The organism is Deltaproteobacteria bacterium (assembly GCA_011375175.1).
Taxonomy (GTDB): Bacteria; Desulfobacterota; GWC2-55-46; order GWC2-55-46; family DRME01; genus DRME01.
On the sequence record DRME01000068.1, the window covers coordinates 1 to 15,946 of the forward strand.

Below are 15,946 nucleotides of genomic sequence, written 5' to 3' on the forward strand. Positions count from 1 at the left end.
GAGGGCGCGAGCCTGTCGGCGAGCCTGTCGGCAGGCCACGGGGGCCGCTCCGTCATACCGCCGGTGGTAGTCCATATGATAGGCATAGGCGAGAAGAGCGGCGAGCTCGGCCCGATGCTCGTCGCGGCGGCCGACACCTACGAAAAAGAGCTGGAGGCGGGCATAAAGGCCACCCTGGGAATGCTCGAGCCGCTCCTCATAGTCGTCATGGGGGTCGTCGTGGGATTCATAGTGCTGGCCATACTGCTGCCGCTCTTCGAGCTCAACCAGGTCGTGACCTGAGGCGGCGTGGGGCAGGCCGAAGGCTTTCCTTGAAAAAGGCTTCTCTCGAAGAAGCTTTCTCTTGAGAAAGGAGGTCTTATCGTGAGATGGGCGAGGGGTTCGGCGGGTGTGTCGGGATTCACCCTCATAGAGCTCATGGTGGTCATCGTAATCCTCGGCATCCTGGCCGCCGTCATAGCGCCGCGCATAGTGGGCAGGACCGACGAGGCCAAGGTCACGGAGGCGAAGGTGCAGATAAAGAACCTCGAGACGGCGCTCAAGCTCTACAAGCTCGACAACGGCGTCTATCCTTCGACCGAGCAGGGGCTCGACGCCCTGGTCGAGAAACCCACGGTCGGAGTCCTGCCGAAGAAATGGCGGGACGGGGGCTATCTCGAAAAGCGCAGGGTGCCGCTCGACCCCTGGGGCAACCCCTATGTCTACGTCTCTCCGGGGCTCCACGGCGACTACGACATCCTGAGCCTCGGGGCCGACGGCGTGCGGGGCGGCGAGGGCTACGACGCCGATATCGCAAGCTGGGAGATCGATTGAGCGGGCCGGGGCGGCGGATGACGCCGGGAGGTGAGCGGAGTGGGCGCAGGTCGTGACGGAGCCGCCGGGGCGCCTTGCGGGCGGTCCGGCTTCACGCTCATAGAGCTCATGGTGGTCGTGGCGCTTCTGGGCATAGTCCTCGCCGTAGTCGCCCCGCGCCTGGGGCTTGTCGAGGACGGCAGGATGAGGAGCACGGTCAGAAGGCTCACGGGCCTTGTGACCTATCTCGGCGACAGCGCCGAGACGAAGAAGCGCTACTACCGCCTCTGGTTCGACATCGACGGGGAGAGGGTGCGGGTGGAGGTCTCGCACGACGCCGTGGAGTTCGTTCCGGCCGCGGACGCTGCGCTGCGTCCCTTCGAACTCGAAGGGGCGGAGATCGTCGACGTGGTCGTCGCCGGTCTCGGCAAGGCGGCGGGCGGCGAGGTCTCCACGGTCTTCGCCCCCTACGGCGGGTCCCTGCCCTTCAAACTCCACGTGGAGGGCGCGGGCAGGGTCGTGACCATAGGCTACAATCCATACACCGCCCGCGTGGAGCTCTCCGAGGGGTACGTGTGACATGAGTCCTTCGGCGCCGCGTAGAGAAGGGGAGGGGGGTTTTACGCTCCTCGAGGTGATGATCGCCCTGGCCATCATGGCGGGCGTGGTCGTTACGCTGCTATCGAGCCTCAACTTCCACCTCGACGTCGCCTCGTCGAGGGCCGGCGTCTGTCTGGCCGCCATCATCGGCAGGGCGGCCGTCGAGGAGGCGGCGGTCACGGGGGCGTCCCTTGCGGGCGAGGGCGACTTCGGCCGGGCCTTCGAGGGCTACACCTGGAAAGGGACGGCCGAGAAGACGGAGCTCAAGGGCCTTGTGCGCCGCAGCTTCTCGGTGCGCAAGGACGGCGTGGAGGAGGTGCGCTTCCTCTTCTACACCTTCGAAGACGCGCGGTGAGGCGCGTTGATCCGCCGGGTGATGAGTGTGGCTGGAAGAGACCTTCCCGATGGAGTCGCCCCGGCCCTTCGCCGGAAGACTTCCGGTGTCCTCGGGGCTGCGCCGCTTCCGCCTGCGCCTGCCTGGCCGCCGCGGCCCGGGAGGGCGGGGGCGGCCGGAGCCGCGCTGTCAAGGAGAAAAGGCCCCTTCGGCGGGGCGGGCGGCCGGGGACGGCGCAGGCCCGGTGAAGGCGGTTTCACGCTCCTTGAGACGCTCATCGCCCTGGCGCTGACGGCCCTTGTGCTGACGGCGCTCTACGGGACCTTCTTCATCGCCGTGAGGGCCGGCGACGGGGCGGCCATGACCGGGCTCGACGCCTACCTGCAGGCCGGGCGCCTGACCGACCGCTTCTGCCGCGACGTGGCGTCGGCCGTCTTCAGACCCGCCGACGGCGCCACCTTCTTCACGGGCCGCAAAAGGGACGTTGCCTCGACCGTCTCCTTTACGACCTTCGGCTACCCCACTCCACTGAGCGCCGCGCCCGTGAGCGACCTCACCGCGGTGAGCTACTTCGTCGACGACGGGCCCGACGGCGCAAGCCTCTACCGCGAGGTCTGGAGCCCCTACGTGAAGAAGAAGTTCAGGGTCGAGATGGTGCGGGGCGTAAGGGCGTTCGAGGTGACTTTCTATAACGGCCTTGCGTGGTCGAAGGCCTGGGACGCCTCTCTCGAGAAGGCGCTGCCGCGGGCCGTCAAGATGCGCCTTGTGCTCGGGGACATGACGGAGGTGAGCGCCGTTGCGAGGACGAGGATCAGGTAGGGGAGGGCGCGCCGGCGCTGGGGGACGGCCGCCCATGGGCGGAGAGCGGGGGTTCGCCCTCGTCGTGGTGCTTCTCGTCACGGCCCTTCTCGTCTCCGTGGTCGTCGAGTTCGTGTACGCCGTGTACGTCTCTACGTCGATGGTGGCCAACTACCGCGACAGCCAGAGGGCGAGCGTGCTCGCCGCAACGGGCGTGGAGATGGCCCAGGCGGCCATAGAGATCCTCGACAGGACCGATCCCTACCGCGTCACGGGCGGCGGGGGCATCTACTACGCAAAGAGCGACGAGGACACCGTGCTCGAGCTCCGGATAACGGACGAGTCGTCCAGGGTATCGCTAGCCGTGGTCTATCCGGCCACTGGGGCGGTCAACAACAGAGTCCACGACGTCTACTCGCGCCTTCTCTCCATACTCGGCCGGGACCCGGAGCTCGTGGAGACGCTGGCCGACTGGATAGACGTGGACGACGAGCCGAGGCTCTCCGGCGCGGAGACCTACGACTACTACGCAACGCTGCCCGACCCCTACAGGCCGCGCAACGCCATGCCCGTGAGCGTCGACGAGCTTTACATGATAAAGGGCTATACGCCCGAGGTCGTGAGGACGATAAAGCCCTTCGTCACGGTCTACGGCGACGGTCTCGTCAACATCAACCGGGCCGGCAAGGAGGTGCTGATGGCGCTCTCCGGGGATATGGACGAGTCGCTCGCCGAGAGGATAATCGAGTACAGGGCCTCCACTCCGTTCAGGGACCGCGCCGACGTGATGAAGGTGCCGGGGTTCGAGACCATAGGGTTTTCCCTGCAGGACAGGATAAAGGTCAGGGGCGATACCTTCCGGGTCTTCTCGCGGGCCACGGCCGGCGACGCCGTGCGCGAGGTGGAGGCGGTGATAAGGCTCGGCGGCGGCGTGCTCTACTGGAGGGAGGGCTGATGTCCTATTCCGTCATAGTGGAGTTCGCCGCCGACGCGGTGAGGGCCGGCGTATACGGGGGCAGGAGGATGGAGGAGCTGGCCTTCTACGCCGAGCCCATGGAGCGGACGGCGGGACGGCCCGTCTTCGAGGCCGCGGCCGCGCCGCTTCACGCCGTGGCCCGTGCCATGGCCGCCGACGGCTACGGCCGTCCCCAGCGCCTCTATTTCGCCCTCTCCCCATGGGAGATCACGCTCAGGATCGTGACCGTGCCCTTTGAGGAGAGGAGGAAGATACTGGAGGTGCTCCCCTTCGAGCTCGAGGGGCTGCTCCTCCACGAGCCGGCCGACTACGTCTTCGACGCCGTGGCGCTCGGGGACGGGAGGGTGATGGTGGCGGCCGTGGAGAAGACGGTGCTCGCCGGATGTCTCGACGTGCTCTCGGCCGAGGGCTTCGACCCGTGCCGGGTCGGCACACCGCTCTTCTTCCTCGACGCGCTCCTTGAGGGGGTGGAGGAGGAGACTGGCGCTCCCGTGCTCCTCACCCCCTTCGGCCTTGCCGCCTATGCCGGGGGCCGTCCCCTATTCTACAAGCCCGTAAGGCGCATGGAGGACATAGAGCTCGCCATGGAGTGGCTCCGGCGGGAGGGGGCGGCCGTCGACGGCTTCTACGCGGCGGCCATGGATGTGGCCGCCCTCTCCCGCGCCTTTGCCGGCGCCGCCTTCAGGGAGCTCGCCCTCGCGGCGGCGCCGTCGGAGGAGAAGCTCGCCCTGTACGCCATGAGCCGTTCCATCGCCTCCGGCCGCCCCTGGCCCGTCGATTTCCGCAGGGGCGAGTTCGCCTACACCCGCGAGCGGCTCGCCGCCGTGCGCAGGCTCAAGGTCACGGCCTTTCTCGTGCTCTGTCTGCTCGGCCTCGGCGCGGGCGACGTATACCTGCGCTACATGACCCTCTCCAGGGAGTACGAGGTCGCCAGCCGCACGCTCCGCGAGGCGTACCGCCGCGTCTTTCCCTCGGATACGCGCATAGTGGACGAGCTGTACCAGATGGAGAGCAGCCTCAAGACGCTGCGCGACGAAGCGGCCGTGCTCGGCGGGCCGCGGATGCTCGACGTGCTTGCCGCCCTCGCCCGCGCCGGTTCGTCCCGCGGCCTCGACGTGCGCTTCACCGAGGTGCGGGCCTCGGGGCCGAGGGTCGTCGTCGTGGGCGAGGCCGCAAGCTTCGAGGGCGCCGGCGCGCTCAAGGAGGCGCTCCTGCGCGAAGAGCTCTTCTCCGACGTGCTGCTCACCGAGGTGAAGGGCAAGACGAGCGGCAAGACGGGCTTCAGTCTCGCCGTAACGCTCCGGAGGGAGTAGCTGTGGACCCGGCGGCCTATCTCTCGTACATAAAGGACCTCGACAGGCGCACCGTATACGGGGTGGCGGCCGCGGCTGCCCTCCTCGCCGCCCTTGTGTGGGGAGTGTTCGCCGTCCGCGACGCCTTCGATGGCCTCTCGCGCTCGCTTAAGGCCAAGCGCGCCGCCATCGAGCGCTTCACCGACCTCAGCGACGAGTACCTCAGGCTCCGCGCCGCGACCGAGGTGAACGCCAGAAGGGCCGCCGCCCCCAGAGGGGACGTATCGCTCGTGGCCGTCATGGAAGAGGTGGCGGGCAGGTGCGGCCTCCGGGAGCGCATGACCTCCATAAAGCCCCTTGAAGAGAGGACCCTCAACGGTTATATTGAAAGGGCCGTGGAGGCGAGCTTCGAGGGAGTGGACATGAACGAAACGGTCAACCTCCTCTTCAAGCTCGAGAGGCACAGGCTGCTGCTCATGGTAAGGGAGTTCTCCATGAAGAGCCGCTTCAAGGACCCTGAAACGCTCGACCTGAAACTCAAGGTCGTGCACGTTGCCAGGGCCGGAGGGTGACTCCGCCATGCACGCGACCTCAGAAGACCCTGACCGGCCGCTCTGGGGGAAACTTTCTGTAGAAGGGCCATAGGCCCGCGTTTCCCCCTGCCCCATCGTATGTTATTCTGATCTTCGGCTGTACCGGGGGTTCGGTCCGCGCCGGGCGGGATTTTTTTACGCCCTTGCGGCCCGGACCCCGCGGAGACCGCCACCTTGGGGGAGGGGGGACGGCGGGCGCGGCTAAGAAACCCCCCTCAGCGAACGTGAGAGAGGATGCGGCTCGAAGAGCAAATAAAAAGGTTTTCCCGCGGGGCGATGAGTCGAGGTCTCCTGGAGCAGTCTTGAAGGTATGGTGAGGGAAGGGAAGTTGAAGAAGGTTGTGGGGACGCTCCTTGCGCTTTTCGGCCTGGTCGCGCTCCTTGCGGGCTGCGAGGATACGGAGCCTCCGGGGCCGAAGCTGCCAGCGGGCTTCAAAGTCAGCGAGGTCGTCAAGAGGCTCAAGAACTGCACGGCCATGGCCTTCGCCCCCGACGGCACGCTCTTCGTCGTCGAGAAGGCTACGGGCAGGGTCATGAAGGTGAGCGAGGGCGGGGCCCGGCAGTGGACCAAGCTCGTCGTCGACCACAGTGGCGGGCGCGGTCTTCTCGGCGTGGCCGTGGACCCCGACTACGGGCGCAACGGTTACGTCTACCTCTACTATTCCGTGCCCGTGAGCATGGAGAACCGGGTCGTGCGCGTGAAGGACGTGGGCGGCGCGGGCGGCGAGCCGGAACTGGTGCTCTCCATAAAGGGTTTCGCCACGGCGGAGCACAACGGCGGCAAGATGGCCTTCGGTCCCGACGGCCGCCTCTATCTCGCCGTCGGCGACGGCGGCAGGATCGACCTCTCGCAGGACGAGAACAGCCTCTTCGGCAAGGTCCTGACTATCGACGTGCGCGGGCCGCTCCCCGTGGACGCCTCCCGGCCGCGCGCTCTCGTCTACTCCAAGGGCTTCACCAACATAAGCGCCATCGCCTGGAACCCGGTCAACGGCCGGCTCTACATAACCGAGGACAACCCCGTCGGCAGCGACAGGGTCGACATAGCGAGAAAGCTCGGCGAAGACTTCTTCCGCGACAGCAAGGGCTTCAAGGACCTCTCCGACATCGGCAAGCCGGTGCTCGACTTCGGCCGCCGCTCCTCGGCCCCCTCGGGCATAGCCTTCTATCCGCCGGGCGGCCCCTTTCCCGGGGAGTACCACGGCAACCTCTTCCTCGTGGACGCCTACTTCGGCCGGGTCTACAGGATCGTACTCTCCGGCAAGCAGCTCAACAAGGTGCGCGACGACGACTTCACCGTCTGGATACCGGGCGCCTTCGCCAGGACCTCCTTCAAGGACATAGCGGTCGGTCCCGACGGGGCCCTCTACATGCTCGGTCCTTCCAAGGTGGTGCGCCTCGCCTACGAGCCCTGAGCCGCCGGGGCGCGGCGGCGTCCCCCCACACCTCAAGCCCCTCTCTCCGGCCCGGCCCTCCACATGCCGCAGCCGCAACGCTCTCACTCTTCCTCACTTAACGGCCCCTCGCTGTGGGGCCGCAAAGGCGCAGAAAGATTCCGCCCGGCGCGGGCCGACAGCCAGGGGCCGTCTCCTCGCGGCGCGGCGGCGCGGTCTGCAAAAAAAAGACAGGCTGCGGCGAAAAAGTTCTTGACGCGATTTTATGAATATGATACTCATTTTCATATTCATGGCCGACGGGAGGTGATCGTCTTGATCGAAGAGACCTGCGGGGGCTCCGCCAGGCGGGAGAAGCGGTGCCTGTGCGGCAGCCTGGCGGCGGTCTTCACCGCCGAGGGCGTCGAGCTCAAGTGCAGGCGCTGCAAGCGGCTCATACTCATAGCCTACCCCGCCGCATGGTCCGAGGGCTTCGACGCAAGCGCGGCGGCCGCGCCGGGGCGCAAGGCGCCTTGAGAAAGGGGATGTTTCGGTTTTTCGGGCGAGGCCAGAGACCCTCCGAGTCCAGAGCCGGATCTTCAAAACGTGACAGGGAGGAGCGGATGAAAGTGATGGGAAACGTGAAGGCTGCGGCTGCGGCGCTCTCCGTGTGGATCGCCGCGACCTGTGTTCCGGCTGCGCAGGCCTCGGACCGGGAAAGGATAAACGAGCTCGAAAGGCAGGTGGGCATACTGGCCGAGGAGATCGAGAACCTCAAGCTCGGCGGCGTGGCCGGCGACACCTACGAGTCCTTCAGCGGGCTGGGTCCAGCGGCCTCCAAGGTCTACGGCGTGGATTCGGGCCTGTCGGTGGGCGGCTACGGCGAGATAGTCTACTCCGACTACCGGCACGGATCGCAGAAGGACATGGTGGACGTGACCAGGCTCATCCTCTACACGGGCTACAAGTTCAGCGACTCCATAGTGATGAACACGGAGTTCGAGTACGAGCACGCCGGCGTGGGCAACGTGGACGACAAGGAGCCCGAGGTCTACGTCGAGTTCTCGTACCTCGACTTTCTCCTGAGCGACGCCTTCAACGTGAGGGCAGGACTCATACTCGTGCCCGTGGGCATCATAAACGAGTACCACGAGCCCACGGTCTACAACGGCTCGATCCGCCCGGACCTCGAATCGCTCGTCATCCCGTCGACGTGGCGCGAGTTCGGCGTCATGGCCCACGGCGCCGTCGGCCGCCTCTCCTACAAGGCGGCCGTGCTGAACGGGCTGCGAAGCGATCTCTTCAAGACGTCGAGCTGGATCAAGAAGGGCCGCCAGAAGGGCGCCAAGGCCAACGCCGAGCCGGCGGCCGGCCTGGTGAGGCTCGACTACGAGGTGGGCGGCGGGCTCATCGTGGGCGGCTCCTACTACTACAGCCGCGCCGAGGCGGGGGCCGGGGGATCGAGCGACCTGGCGGCCTCCCAGGCGGAGGGAACGGTGAAGCTCTGGGAGGCCCACGGCGAGTTCAGGAAGGGCGCTCTCATGCTCAGGGCCATCTACGTGGACGGCAGGACCGGGGGCAACAGCGCTTTCGAGGCCACGGGCGTGGGAAAGAGCGCCGGCGGATGGTACGCCGAGGCGGCCTACGACGCGGCGCCGGTCCTCGGACTCGGCGCCGATGTGTCGGTCACTCCCTTCGTGCGCTACGAGAGCTACGACACCAACAGGGAGGTCTTCTCCGGTGTCTCGCGCAACCCGGCCTACGACCGGGAGGTACTGACCGTGGGCGTCGGCTACAAGCCCCACCCCAACGTGGTCGTCAAGGCCGATTACCAGGCCCGCGACACGGCGTCGGCCCTGCCCGAGGGCAAGGGCCCGGGGCTTGACTCCGGCAAGGTCGACAGGTTCAACCTCGCCGTGGGCTTCATATTCTGAGGACCGTGGCGCGGCGTTGCTCGGCGCTCGTTCGCAGCGGGCCGGCGGCCCTGGCCGCCGGCCTGGTGCTCTGCCTTGCGGCCGCGGCGGCGGCCAAGGTCTTCTCCACCCGCGACGAGGCGCTCGCGCGCGTCTTCGCCGGCGCCGACAGGGTGGAGCGCGTAAGCGCCTTCCTGAGCAGGGAAGAGATGGCCGCGGCGTCGAAGCTCGCCGCGGTTGCGGTGGACTCCGGGCTCTTCACCTACTACCGGGCCGTGAAGGACGGCGCCGTGCAGGGCTACGCCGTCTTCGCAAGCCACGTGGTGAGGACCCGGCAGGCCGTGACCCTCGTCGTCGTGGAGCCCGACCTCAGGGTGCGATCCGTCGAGGTGCTCGCCTTCTTCGAACCCCGCGAGTACCTGCCCTCGAAAAGATGGTTCGCGCTCTTCCGGGGGCTCGTCCTCGGCGAGGATCTCAGGCCCGGCCGCGACGTGAGGGCCGTAACGGGCGCCACGCTCTCGGTCGCCACCATAACGGCCGAGGTGAGAAAGACGCTGGCCGTGCTGGAGGTCCTGTTGGGGGAGAAGAAAGGGGACTGAAAAGGGGCGGCGCGCCGGCGTACTCTTTTTGGTGGTGGCGGGCGGCCCCGCCCCGGGAGTCGGCCCGCAAAGGCGTAACAATCCCGCCTGACGCGGGGCGACTCCCGGGGCCGGGCCGCCTCGATACCGCATGTGGGGCAGGGAGTGCTGGGTCCCGGAGGTGAGGGGAGATGAACTTTCTCGTAAACGGAAGGCACAGGGGGGCGAACCCGCTCGTAAGGGCCGCCCTCGGTACGGGGCTTGCGATGTTGGCGCTCTTCTGGGTGAGCAGCCTGCTGCTCTTCTACGAGAAGATGGGGCTTACGCCGGCCTCCGTGGCCCTCTACTATCTCGGCGACGAGGAGAGCTTCCGCGGTCCCCTCTCCTACATGGGACTTCTCGAGACGACCCACGCCCACCTCTTCACCTACGGCCTCGTCTTCATCCTCGTAAACCACCTCGTCGTCTTCACCGCCGTCTCAACCCGTCTCAAGGCCCTTCTCATATGGACCACCGTCATATCGGGGGCCCTCAACGTGGGGGCCGGCTGGCTCGTCCTCTACTGCGGCGCCGCCTTCGCCGCCGTCAAGCTCGGGGCCTTCATCGTCTTCCAGGCAAGCCTCGGCGTCTCCATCGTCCTCACGGGCCTCTCCCTCATCGGAGACGAACGGCGGCGGTGAAAGACCGCAGCCGCCGTTTCGTCACCCGTCCGTGAAAGTGTAAAAGTATTTTACGGCGCGGCGAGGGAGCGCCGCCGCTGCGGCCTGGAAGGCTAACCCCCCGGTATCGTAAGGGTTTCTTGCTCCAGCCTCCATGAAAGGCAGCACCGTGCCGCCCCCCTGGCGTCAGCATATGTTGACACTTTTCCCCGCGGCTCCCGGCGCTTCCCCGGGCGATTTCAAACCTCTTATTGAAAAAACTTTGTAATGCAAGGAGTTGTCTTCAGATGGGGCGGCAGCCGTCATCCGAGGTACGATTTTTGCATTGTTCACAGTCCAGGTGAGCTGGACCCCCGGTGACAGGGGCCTGCGGGTGCGCTTCGCGGGTCCACCCCTTGCAATACCGCTTCACCGGCGGAAGAGTTCGGAACCCTCACCGGGGGTTCCCGAGAGAAAGGAGATCGGAGGGATGATGAAGAAGAGACTTGCCGCCTTGCTGGCGGTAGTTGGCGTTTTGCTGGGCCTTGCCGGCCAGGCGTGGGCCCTCTCCATAGGCGCGAACGTCACGGCCCAGACGGGCACGGGCGGGACCGTCACGGACTCTAAGAGCGGTCCACCCCCTTCAACGGTCAAGGCCTCTGTCGTTTCGTTAAGCCCTTCAGACTCCGCCCTTACCAGCGCCGTTGCGACGACGGCCGGCGACCTGAGCACGGCCGTCTACGCTGGCGGCTTTGGGCGGGGGAGTTGGATCAACAACATCAACAACGAAAGCTACAGCGCCCAGGCCGTCTCCACGTGGAGCCTCGGCATCTCCAACACCACCGCCGGAGCGAAAGCCTACACGCTTGATCTGAGCATCGTCGACGGCTTTCTCAACACGAGACGCATCAGCGGGGCCGTGCCCGGCGACTTCGCCACGGCGTCCATATCCCTGGAGGTGACGCTCGACTCGTCGGTAGTGTGGTCCAATACGACCACGCTCCACCAGATCTATCCGTCCACAGCGCCGCCTACACTCACCGCTGCCGGCACGAGCACGACGCCCTTCGGAGGGGGCTCTCTGAGCCTCGTCGACTCCGGCAGTACCTACTCTGAGTGGGAGTATGAGTGGAGCCCTTTCACCCTGTCGATCCCCCTCGGCACCCTCGCCCCCGGCGGGTCGTCCACCGTGGGCTATACTCTCACCGCCTCCGTTAGCGGCAGCATCCACAATAGCTCCTCCGATGCCTCGTCCGACGCCCTTCTCGGCGACCCGCCCCAACTCTACTCCACCGGCGGCGGCGGGCCCTTCTACGGCACCGGCGTCGGCGTCAGCATCACCTCCTCGCCCGCCGCGGTGCCTGAGCCCTCGACGCTTCTCCTTACGGGAGCGGCCGTCTTCCTCGGTCTCACGGCGGCCGGGAGGCTGGGACGCTCCGCTTAGAGGGCCCGCCACGGGCCAGCGAAGCCGCTCCGAGCCGGAAGTAGCCCGGAGCGCGGCACGGGGAGCCTCACGGCAGTCCAGGTGAGCAGGCCCCCCGGTGACAGGGGCCTGCGGGGGCGCGCTTCGCGGGTCCACCCCTTGCAACACCGCTTCACCGGCGGAAGACTTCGGAACCCTCACCGGGGGTTCCCGGGAGAAAGGAGATCGGAGGGATGATGAAGAAGAGACTTGCCGCCTTGGTGGCGGTGCTCGGTGTTTTGCTGGGCCTCGCCGGCCCGGCGCGGGCCCTCTCCATAGGCGCGAACGTCACGGGCCAGACGGACACGGGCGGGGCCGTCACGGACGCTAAGAGCGGTCCACCCCCCGCAACGGTCAAGGCCGTAGCCGCTTCGTATGGCATTTATTCCACCACTGGCGGCGTGGCGACGACGGCCTCCGACCTGAGCACGGCCGTCTACGCTGGCGGCGAGGGGTGGGGGTGGAACGACGGCTACAGCGCCCAGGCCGTCTCCACGTGGAGCCTCGGCATCTCCAACACCACCGCCGGAGCGCAAGCCTACACGCTCGATCTGAGCATCGTCGGCGGCTCGCTCTTCACGTACCTCGACGACTGGGCCGTGCCCGGCGACTTCGCCACGGCGTCCATATCCCTGGAGGTGACGCTCGACTCGTCGATAGTGTGGTCCAATACGACTACACTCCACCAGCCCTATCCGTCCACAACGCCGGCTACACTCACCGCTACCGGCACGAGCACGACGCCCTTCGGAGGGGGCTTGCCGACCCCCGGCCCCGGCGGCACCTACTATAACTGGAGCGCCTTCAACCTGTCGATCCCGCTCGGCACCCTCGCCGCCGGCAGTTCGTCCACCGTGGGCTACACCCTCACCGCCTCCGTTAGCGGCCTCAATAACTCCCTCTACGCCTCGTCCTACGCCAAGCTCGGCGACCCGTCCCAACTCTACTCCACCGGCGGCGGCGGGCCCTTCTACGGCACCGGCACCGGCGCCAGCATCACCTCCTCGCCCGCCGCGGTGCCGGAGCCCTCGACGCTTCTCCTTACGGGAGCGGCCGTCTTCCTCGGTCTCACGGCGGCCGGGAGGCTGGGACGCTCCGCTTAGAGGGCCCGCCACGGGCCGGCAAAGCCGCTCCGAGCCGGAAGTAGCCCGGAGCGGCTTTTTTGTCTTAGCCGCCATTCCTCTCCACACTCGCCGTGAGTGCGCCGGATTCTTCCTTTTGTTATATCCTTTGAGCGTGACCGCTGCAGTCGTGGTATGTTTGTTATATTTCATCTTGACAGAATGGACCTGGAAAAGTATCATGGAATAAGGGTGTAGCAAGGCTTTTCGCCCTGTATGACGGTTTTGTCTTTGCGTTTCTGAACCATTTTTAATAGAATATTCATATTGAGCTTAAGTCTTGCGAGATGACACTCGAGGGAGACAGGGGTGCAGGGGGCTCTTCTTCGCGGACGGGGCGCAGCAGGGGGGGCACAGGGGAGCGGCGGCGCAGTTGCGTCTTTTTTTGTTCTCTTCGGTGAGTTTTGTTTTACATCTTCGGCGGCTTCTGTAAGCACGGCCTCACTTGGTCTTTTGGGGACGGAGGCTGTCGGTGGGGTGTCTTGAGTAGAGCGGGAGCGGCCCAGGGCTCGCAGGGGATGGGGAGGTTTGTGACTACAACCGATGACAATAGCGGTGAAATATGCGTTACCTACGATACACGATTCTCTTCATAGCTGTTCCGGTCGCTGTCTGTCTTGTTGCTTCTCTATCGTGTATTGATTCGCTCTTCCACGTCGTTCCTTCGGCCTACGCCACGGGCGGGGCCTTCAAGGACACCAAGCACGGCGGCGGCACGGTCGACGGCATAGACTTCCAGGGCGTCGACCGGTCTGTTAACCCCGACTACGGAAGCTACTACAACGACCTTACCGGCGAGGGCGGCCGCTACAAACCCGGCGAGTGCGTCCACTGCCACGAGGTCCACGCAAGCTTCGGCGAAAGCGAGCCGCCTCCGGCCTCGGGCTCGGTATGGGACCCCGACGGCGGTCCCAACCCCTATCTCGGTCTCGCCGGTGCGGACCAGAACTTCTGCTTCTACTGCCACGAAAGCATAAACTTCGACCCCGTCTTCGGGGGAGGGACGGGCTACTGGCGTTTCTTCCAGGGCAAGGCCCGTTACCTGGAGTCGGGCCACTACAACTCCACGGTCATGAAGAACCCCGGCTACGGGGTGGGCTCTCCGTGGCCGAGGACCGACCGCACGGGCAACCTCCTCTCCGGTCACTGTCTCCAGTGCCACACGCCCCACGGCCTTCGCGGCTCCTACGACACGGGCACGGCGCCGTCGACGTCCAACCTCTACGTCTCGTCCACCGTCGACAACGGCCTGCTCCCCCGCCAGCTCATAGCGCGTGAGGAGGCCCTCTGTCTCAACTGCCACGACGGGAGCCCGGCGTCGAAGGACGTGAAGACCTGGATAGACAAGCCCCTTGCCGGCGCCTACGGCCATCCCGTGCGCAAGGACTCCTACTACGGCCGCCACGACCTTGCGAGCGAGAGTCCCATCTTGCTCGCCGAGGGATGGCTCGACAACAATCCCCACACCGAATGCACGGACTGCCACAACCCCCACGTGGCGGGCAAGGGCCCTGGAGACACGGCCAAGGCCTATTCCCATCAGGACGAGCAGGTCGCCTACAACACCAATCGCGGGGGCACGAACACGGCGAGCGGACCCGTGCGCATATCGAACGTGAACCGCGGGGTGTGGGGCGTGTCCGTGACGACCTCCACGGGAGCCGTCTCCTGCTGCATAGACAGCCTGGAGCCCGACACCAACTACGTCTACGAGCTCTGCCTGAAGTGCCACTCCCAGTTCGGCCTGGGCACCTCCACCACCCTCACGTCGTCGTCGGCCGTCGACGCCGCCTATCCAACGACGGGCACGCCGACCGGGCAGACGCCCTACGTGGCCAACCGGCAGCGCCTCACCGACGTGGCCGCCGAGTTCGCCACCGACAACTACGGCTACCACCCTGTCTTCGCCAAGGGCAAGAACCAGCCGCCCTGCAACGCCAACCCCAACTGGCCGGGCGGCGGGGCCGCGGGCCAGGGGGACACGGGCTCCGGCGCCGACGCGGCCACCGGCGGCTGCGGCCTCTCCAACAACTTCGTCGCCCCCTGGCGCCACGACAGCTACGTGACCTGCATAGACTGCCACACCACGCCATCGGGCGACCCGAACACGACGGCCATCGGCCCCCACGGCTCGAGCAACAGGTGGATGCTCAAGGACGTGGACCGCTCCATAACGATCACCTACGTGGGCGGAGGCGGCTACTCCTACTCGACGGGCAACGCCGAGACCGTCGCCGTCTCGCCCACGGAGAAGACCTTCTGCTTCAACTGCCACCGCGCCGACGTCTACGGTCCCCTCGACCAGGGCACCGACGGTGGCGGCGGAGGCGGCATGGGCGGAGGCGGCATGGGAGCCACCCCCCCGACCAAGGCCAACTATGCGCGCCAGCCCCACGTGTCGAGCTACGACTACCGGCCGTGGTCGTCGTCGTGGCTCCCCAAGCAGGGCATCCACTGCATGCACTGCCACGGCGGCGGCACGGCCGGAGGTCTCCACGGCTCGAGGTGGGGCAAGAACCCCTGGGGATACTCCGGGGCCACGGGGGCCAAGAGCTACTCGGGCCGCAGACTCCTGAACGGCGCCACCTGGATCGCCGTCACCAGGGGCTCGACCACCCAGGCGGGCGCGTGCTGGACCGAGGGGTCGATAACCGGCATGAGCTCGTGCACCAGGCACAATACCGGCAGGACTATGAACAAGTACTCGACCTACGACTACGAGTCGGGAGCGGACCCATAAACGAAGACAGCGGCCACGACGGCGGAGCTTAATTGCCCTGGGCCCTGGGGGAACCGGGGGTCCATGACCCTTTACAAAAAGGTTCCCTCAGAGCAATTAATCAGAGTTTCCCTAATGGATGGCGGCGGGGAGGTGGAGGCGGTGGGCCCTCCCCGGGCCGGCGGAAGGCCTCCCGTTGATCGCGGCCGGGTGAGCTGCGGGGCTATGGGCGGGCGCCGGAATCGGCCACATCGATGTGCCTGCTCTCGTCGATTATCTCCACGTCCTCGACGATCCAGGACTCGCCCTCTCTTGCCAGAGTGTACGATATCTCGTAACGCACCTCCCTGGGACCTTCGACGAGGTCCCCGCTCTTTACGTTCACCCACTTGTAGCGCCATTTCTCCACGGTCCTTACCCGGCGGCTCGAACCGTCGCCTTCGATCTCCTTGAAGTCGAGGCTCAAGAGCTCCGAGTCCATGACCCTGTCGGCCTGGAGAAAGGACTGGACGACGATGTCGACTTTCGTCAACTGCCGCTGGGAGGTTACCGAGGCGAGTATCTCGGGGTCGAGGTCGCGGTATGCCTTTATGATGCCCTGCGTATAACGTAGTACGGCGGACTTGACGGCCTCGTCGGTGTCGGGCTGCGCGCTCGTGCACGAGACGGCGAGAAAGGCTGCGCCGAGTAGAAAGAAAAGGGTTCGCTTCATCACCCACGATTATACCACGAAACACACACTCTCTCATAGAGGTTGT

At 66.2% G+C, this 15,946-nt stretch carries 17 protein-coding genes; 16 read left to right on the plus strand and 1 reads right to left on the minus strand.

Translation table 11 applies throughout. The features are described 5' to 3' along the window. The 16 genes from ENJ37_05715 to ENJ37_05790 all read left to right on the plus strand — a co-directional run. A partial coding sequence (locus tag ENJ37_05715; GenBank protein HHL39984.1) for a type II secretion system protein GspF occupies positions 1-282 on the plus strand: 282 nt, incomplete at its 5' end. Between the two features lie 135 nt (positions 283-417). Beyond that, positions 418-813, plus strand: coding sequence for a type II secretion system protein GspG (gene gspG / locus ENJ37_05720; protein HHL39985.1), 396 nt, complete (start codon positions 418-420; stop codon positions 811-813). Between the two features lie 30 nt (positions 814-843). After that, positions 844-1,371: a prepilin-type N-terminal cleavage/methylation domain-containing protein gene (locus tag ENJ37_05725; GenBank protein HHL39986.1), complete on the plus strand. Its 528-nt coding sequence runs from the start codon at positions 844-846 to the stop codon at positions 1,369-1,371. Position 1,372: 1 nt separating this feature from the next. Beyond that, complete coding sequence (locus ENJ37_05730) at positions 1,373-1,747, plus strand: prepilin-type N-terminal cleavage/methylation domain-containing protein (GenBank protein ID HHL39987.1); 375 nt, start codon at positions 1,373-1,375, stop codon at positions 1,745-1,747. Positions 1,748-1,768: 21 nt separating this feature from the next. Next, on the plus strand, positions 1,769-2,545 hold the full coding sequence (locus ENJ37_05735) for a prepilin-type N-terminal cleavage/methylation domain-containing protein (GenBank protein HHL39988.1): 777 nt from the start codon (positions 1,769-1,771) through the stop codon (positions 2,543-2,545). A gap of 34 nt (positions 2,546-2,579) precedes the next feature. Continuing rightward, complete coding sequence (locus ENJ37_05740) at positions 2,580-3,479, plus strand: general secretion pathway protein GspK (protein ID HHL39989.1); 900 nt, start codon at positions 2,580-2,582, stop codon at positions 3,477-3,479. Beyond that, a complete protein-coding gene (locus ENJ37_05745) occupies positions 3,479-4,813 on the plus strand; it encodes a hypothetical protein (GenBank protein HHL39990.1) in 1,335 nt (444 codons plus the stop codon). The genes ENJ37_05740 and ENJ37_05745 overlap by 1 nt, the downstream gene beginning before the upstream one ends. 2 nt (positions 4,814-4,815) lie before the next feature. Continuing rightward, a complete protein-coding gene (locus tag ENJ37_05750) occupies positions 4,816-5,364 on the plus strand; it encodes a hypothetical protein (protein ID HHL39991.1) in 549 nt (182 codons plus the stop codon). A gap of 331 nt (positions 5,365-5,695) precedes the next feature. Then, on the plus strand, positions 5,696-6,799 hold the full coding sequence (locus tag ENJ37_05755; protein ID HHL39992.1) for a hypothetical protein: 1,104 nt from the start codon (positions 5,696-5,698) through the stop codon (positions 6,797-6,799). A 294-nt stretch (positions 6,800-7,093) separates the two neighbouring features. Next, positions 7,094-7,294, plus strand: a complete 201-nt coding sequence (locus ENJ37_05760) for a hypothetical protein (GenBank protein ID HHL39993.1) — start codon at positions 7,094-7,096, stop codon at positions 7,292-7,294. 86 nt (positions 7,295-7,380) lie between these two features. Further along, positions 7,381-8,691 (plus strand): porin, encoded by a 1,311-nt coding sequence (locus tag ENJ37_05765; protein HHL39994.1) that lies wholly within the window; start codon positions 7,381-7,383, stop codon positions 8,689-8,691. A 5-nt stretch (positions 8,692-8,696) separates the two neighbouring features. After that, positions 8,697-9,269 carry an FMN-binding protein gene (locus tag ENJ37_05770; GenBank protein ID HHL39995.1) on the plus strand — a complete coding sequence of 191 codons (573 nt, stop codon included), beginning with the start codon at positions 8,697-8,699 and terminating at the stop codon, positions 9,267-9,269. A 170-nt stretch (positions 9,270-9,439) separates the two neighbouring features. Then, entirely contained in the window at positions 9,440-9,928 is a 489-nt protein-coding gene (locus ENJ37_05775) for a hypothetical protein (GenBank protein HHL39996.1), read from the plus strand. Between the two features lie 448 nt (positions 9,929-10,376). Next, a complete protein-coding gene (locus tag ENJ37_05780; protein ID HHL39997.1) occupies positions 10,377-11,330 on the plus strand; it encodes a hypothetical protein in 954 nt (317 codons plus the stop codon). A 212-nt stretch (positions 11,331-11,542) separates the two neighbouring features. After that, positions 11,543-12,451: a hypothetical protein gene (locus tag ENJ37_05785; protein ID HHL39998.1), complete on the plus strand. Its 909-nt coding sequence runs from the start codon at positions 11,543-11,545 to the stop codon at positions 12,449-12,451. Positions 12,452-13,031: 580 nt separating this feature from the next. Further along, a complete protein-coding gene (locus ENJ37_05790) occupies positions 13,032-15,209 on the plus strand; it encodes a hypothetical protein (protein HHL39999.1) in 2,178 nt (725 codons plus the stop codon). 202 nt (positions 15,210-15,411) lie between these two features. Here the strand turns inward: ENJ37_05790 and ENJ37_05795 are convergent, their stop codons facing one another. Next, positions 15,412-15,900, minus strand: a complete 489-nt coding sequence (locus ENJ37_05795; GenBank protein HHL40000.1) for a hypothetical protein — start codon at positions 15,898-15,900, stop codon at positions 15,412-15,414. Positions 15,901-15,946 lie beyond the last annotated feature (46 nt).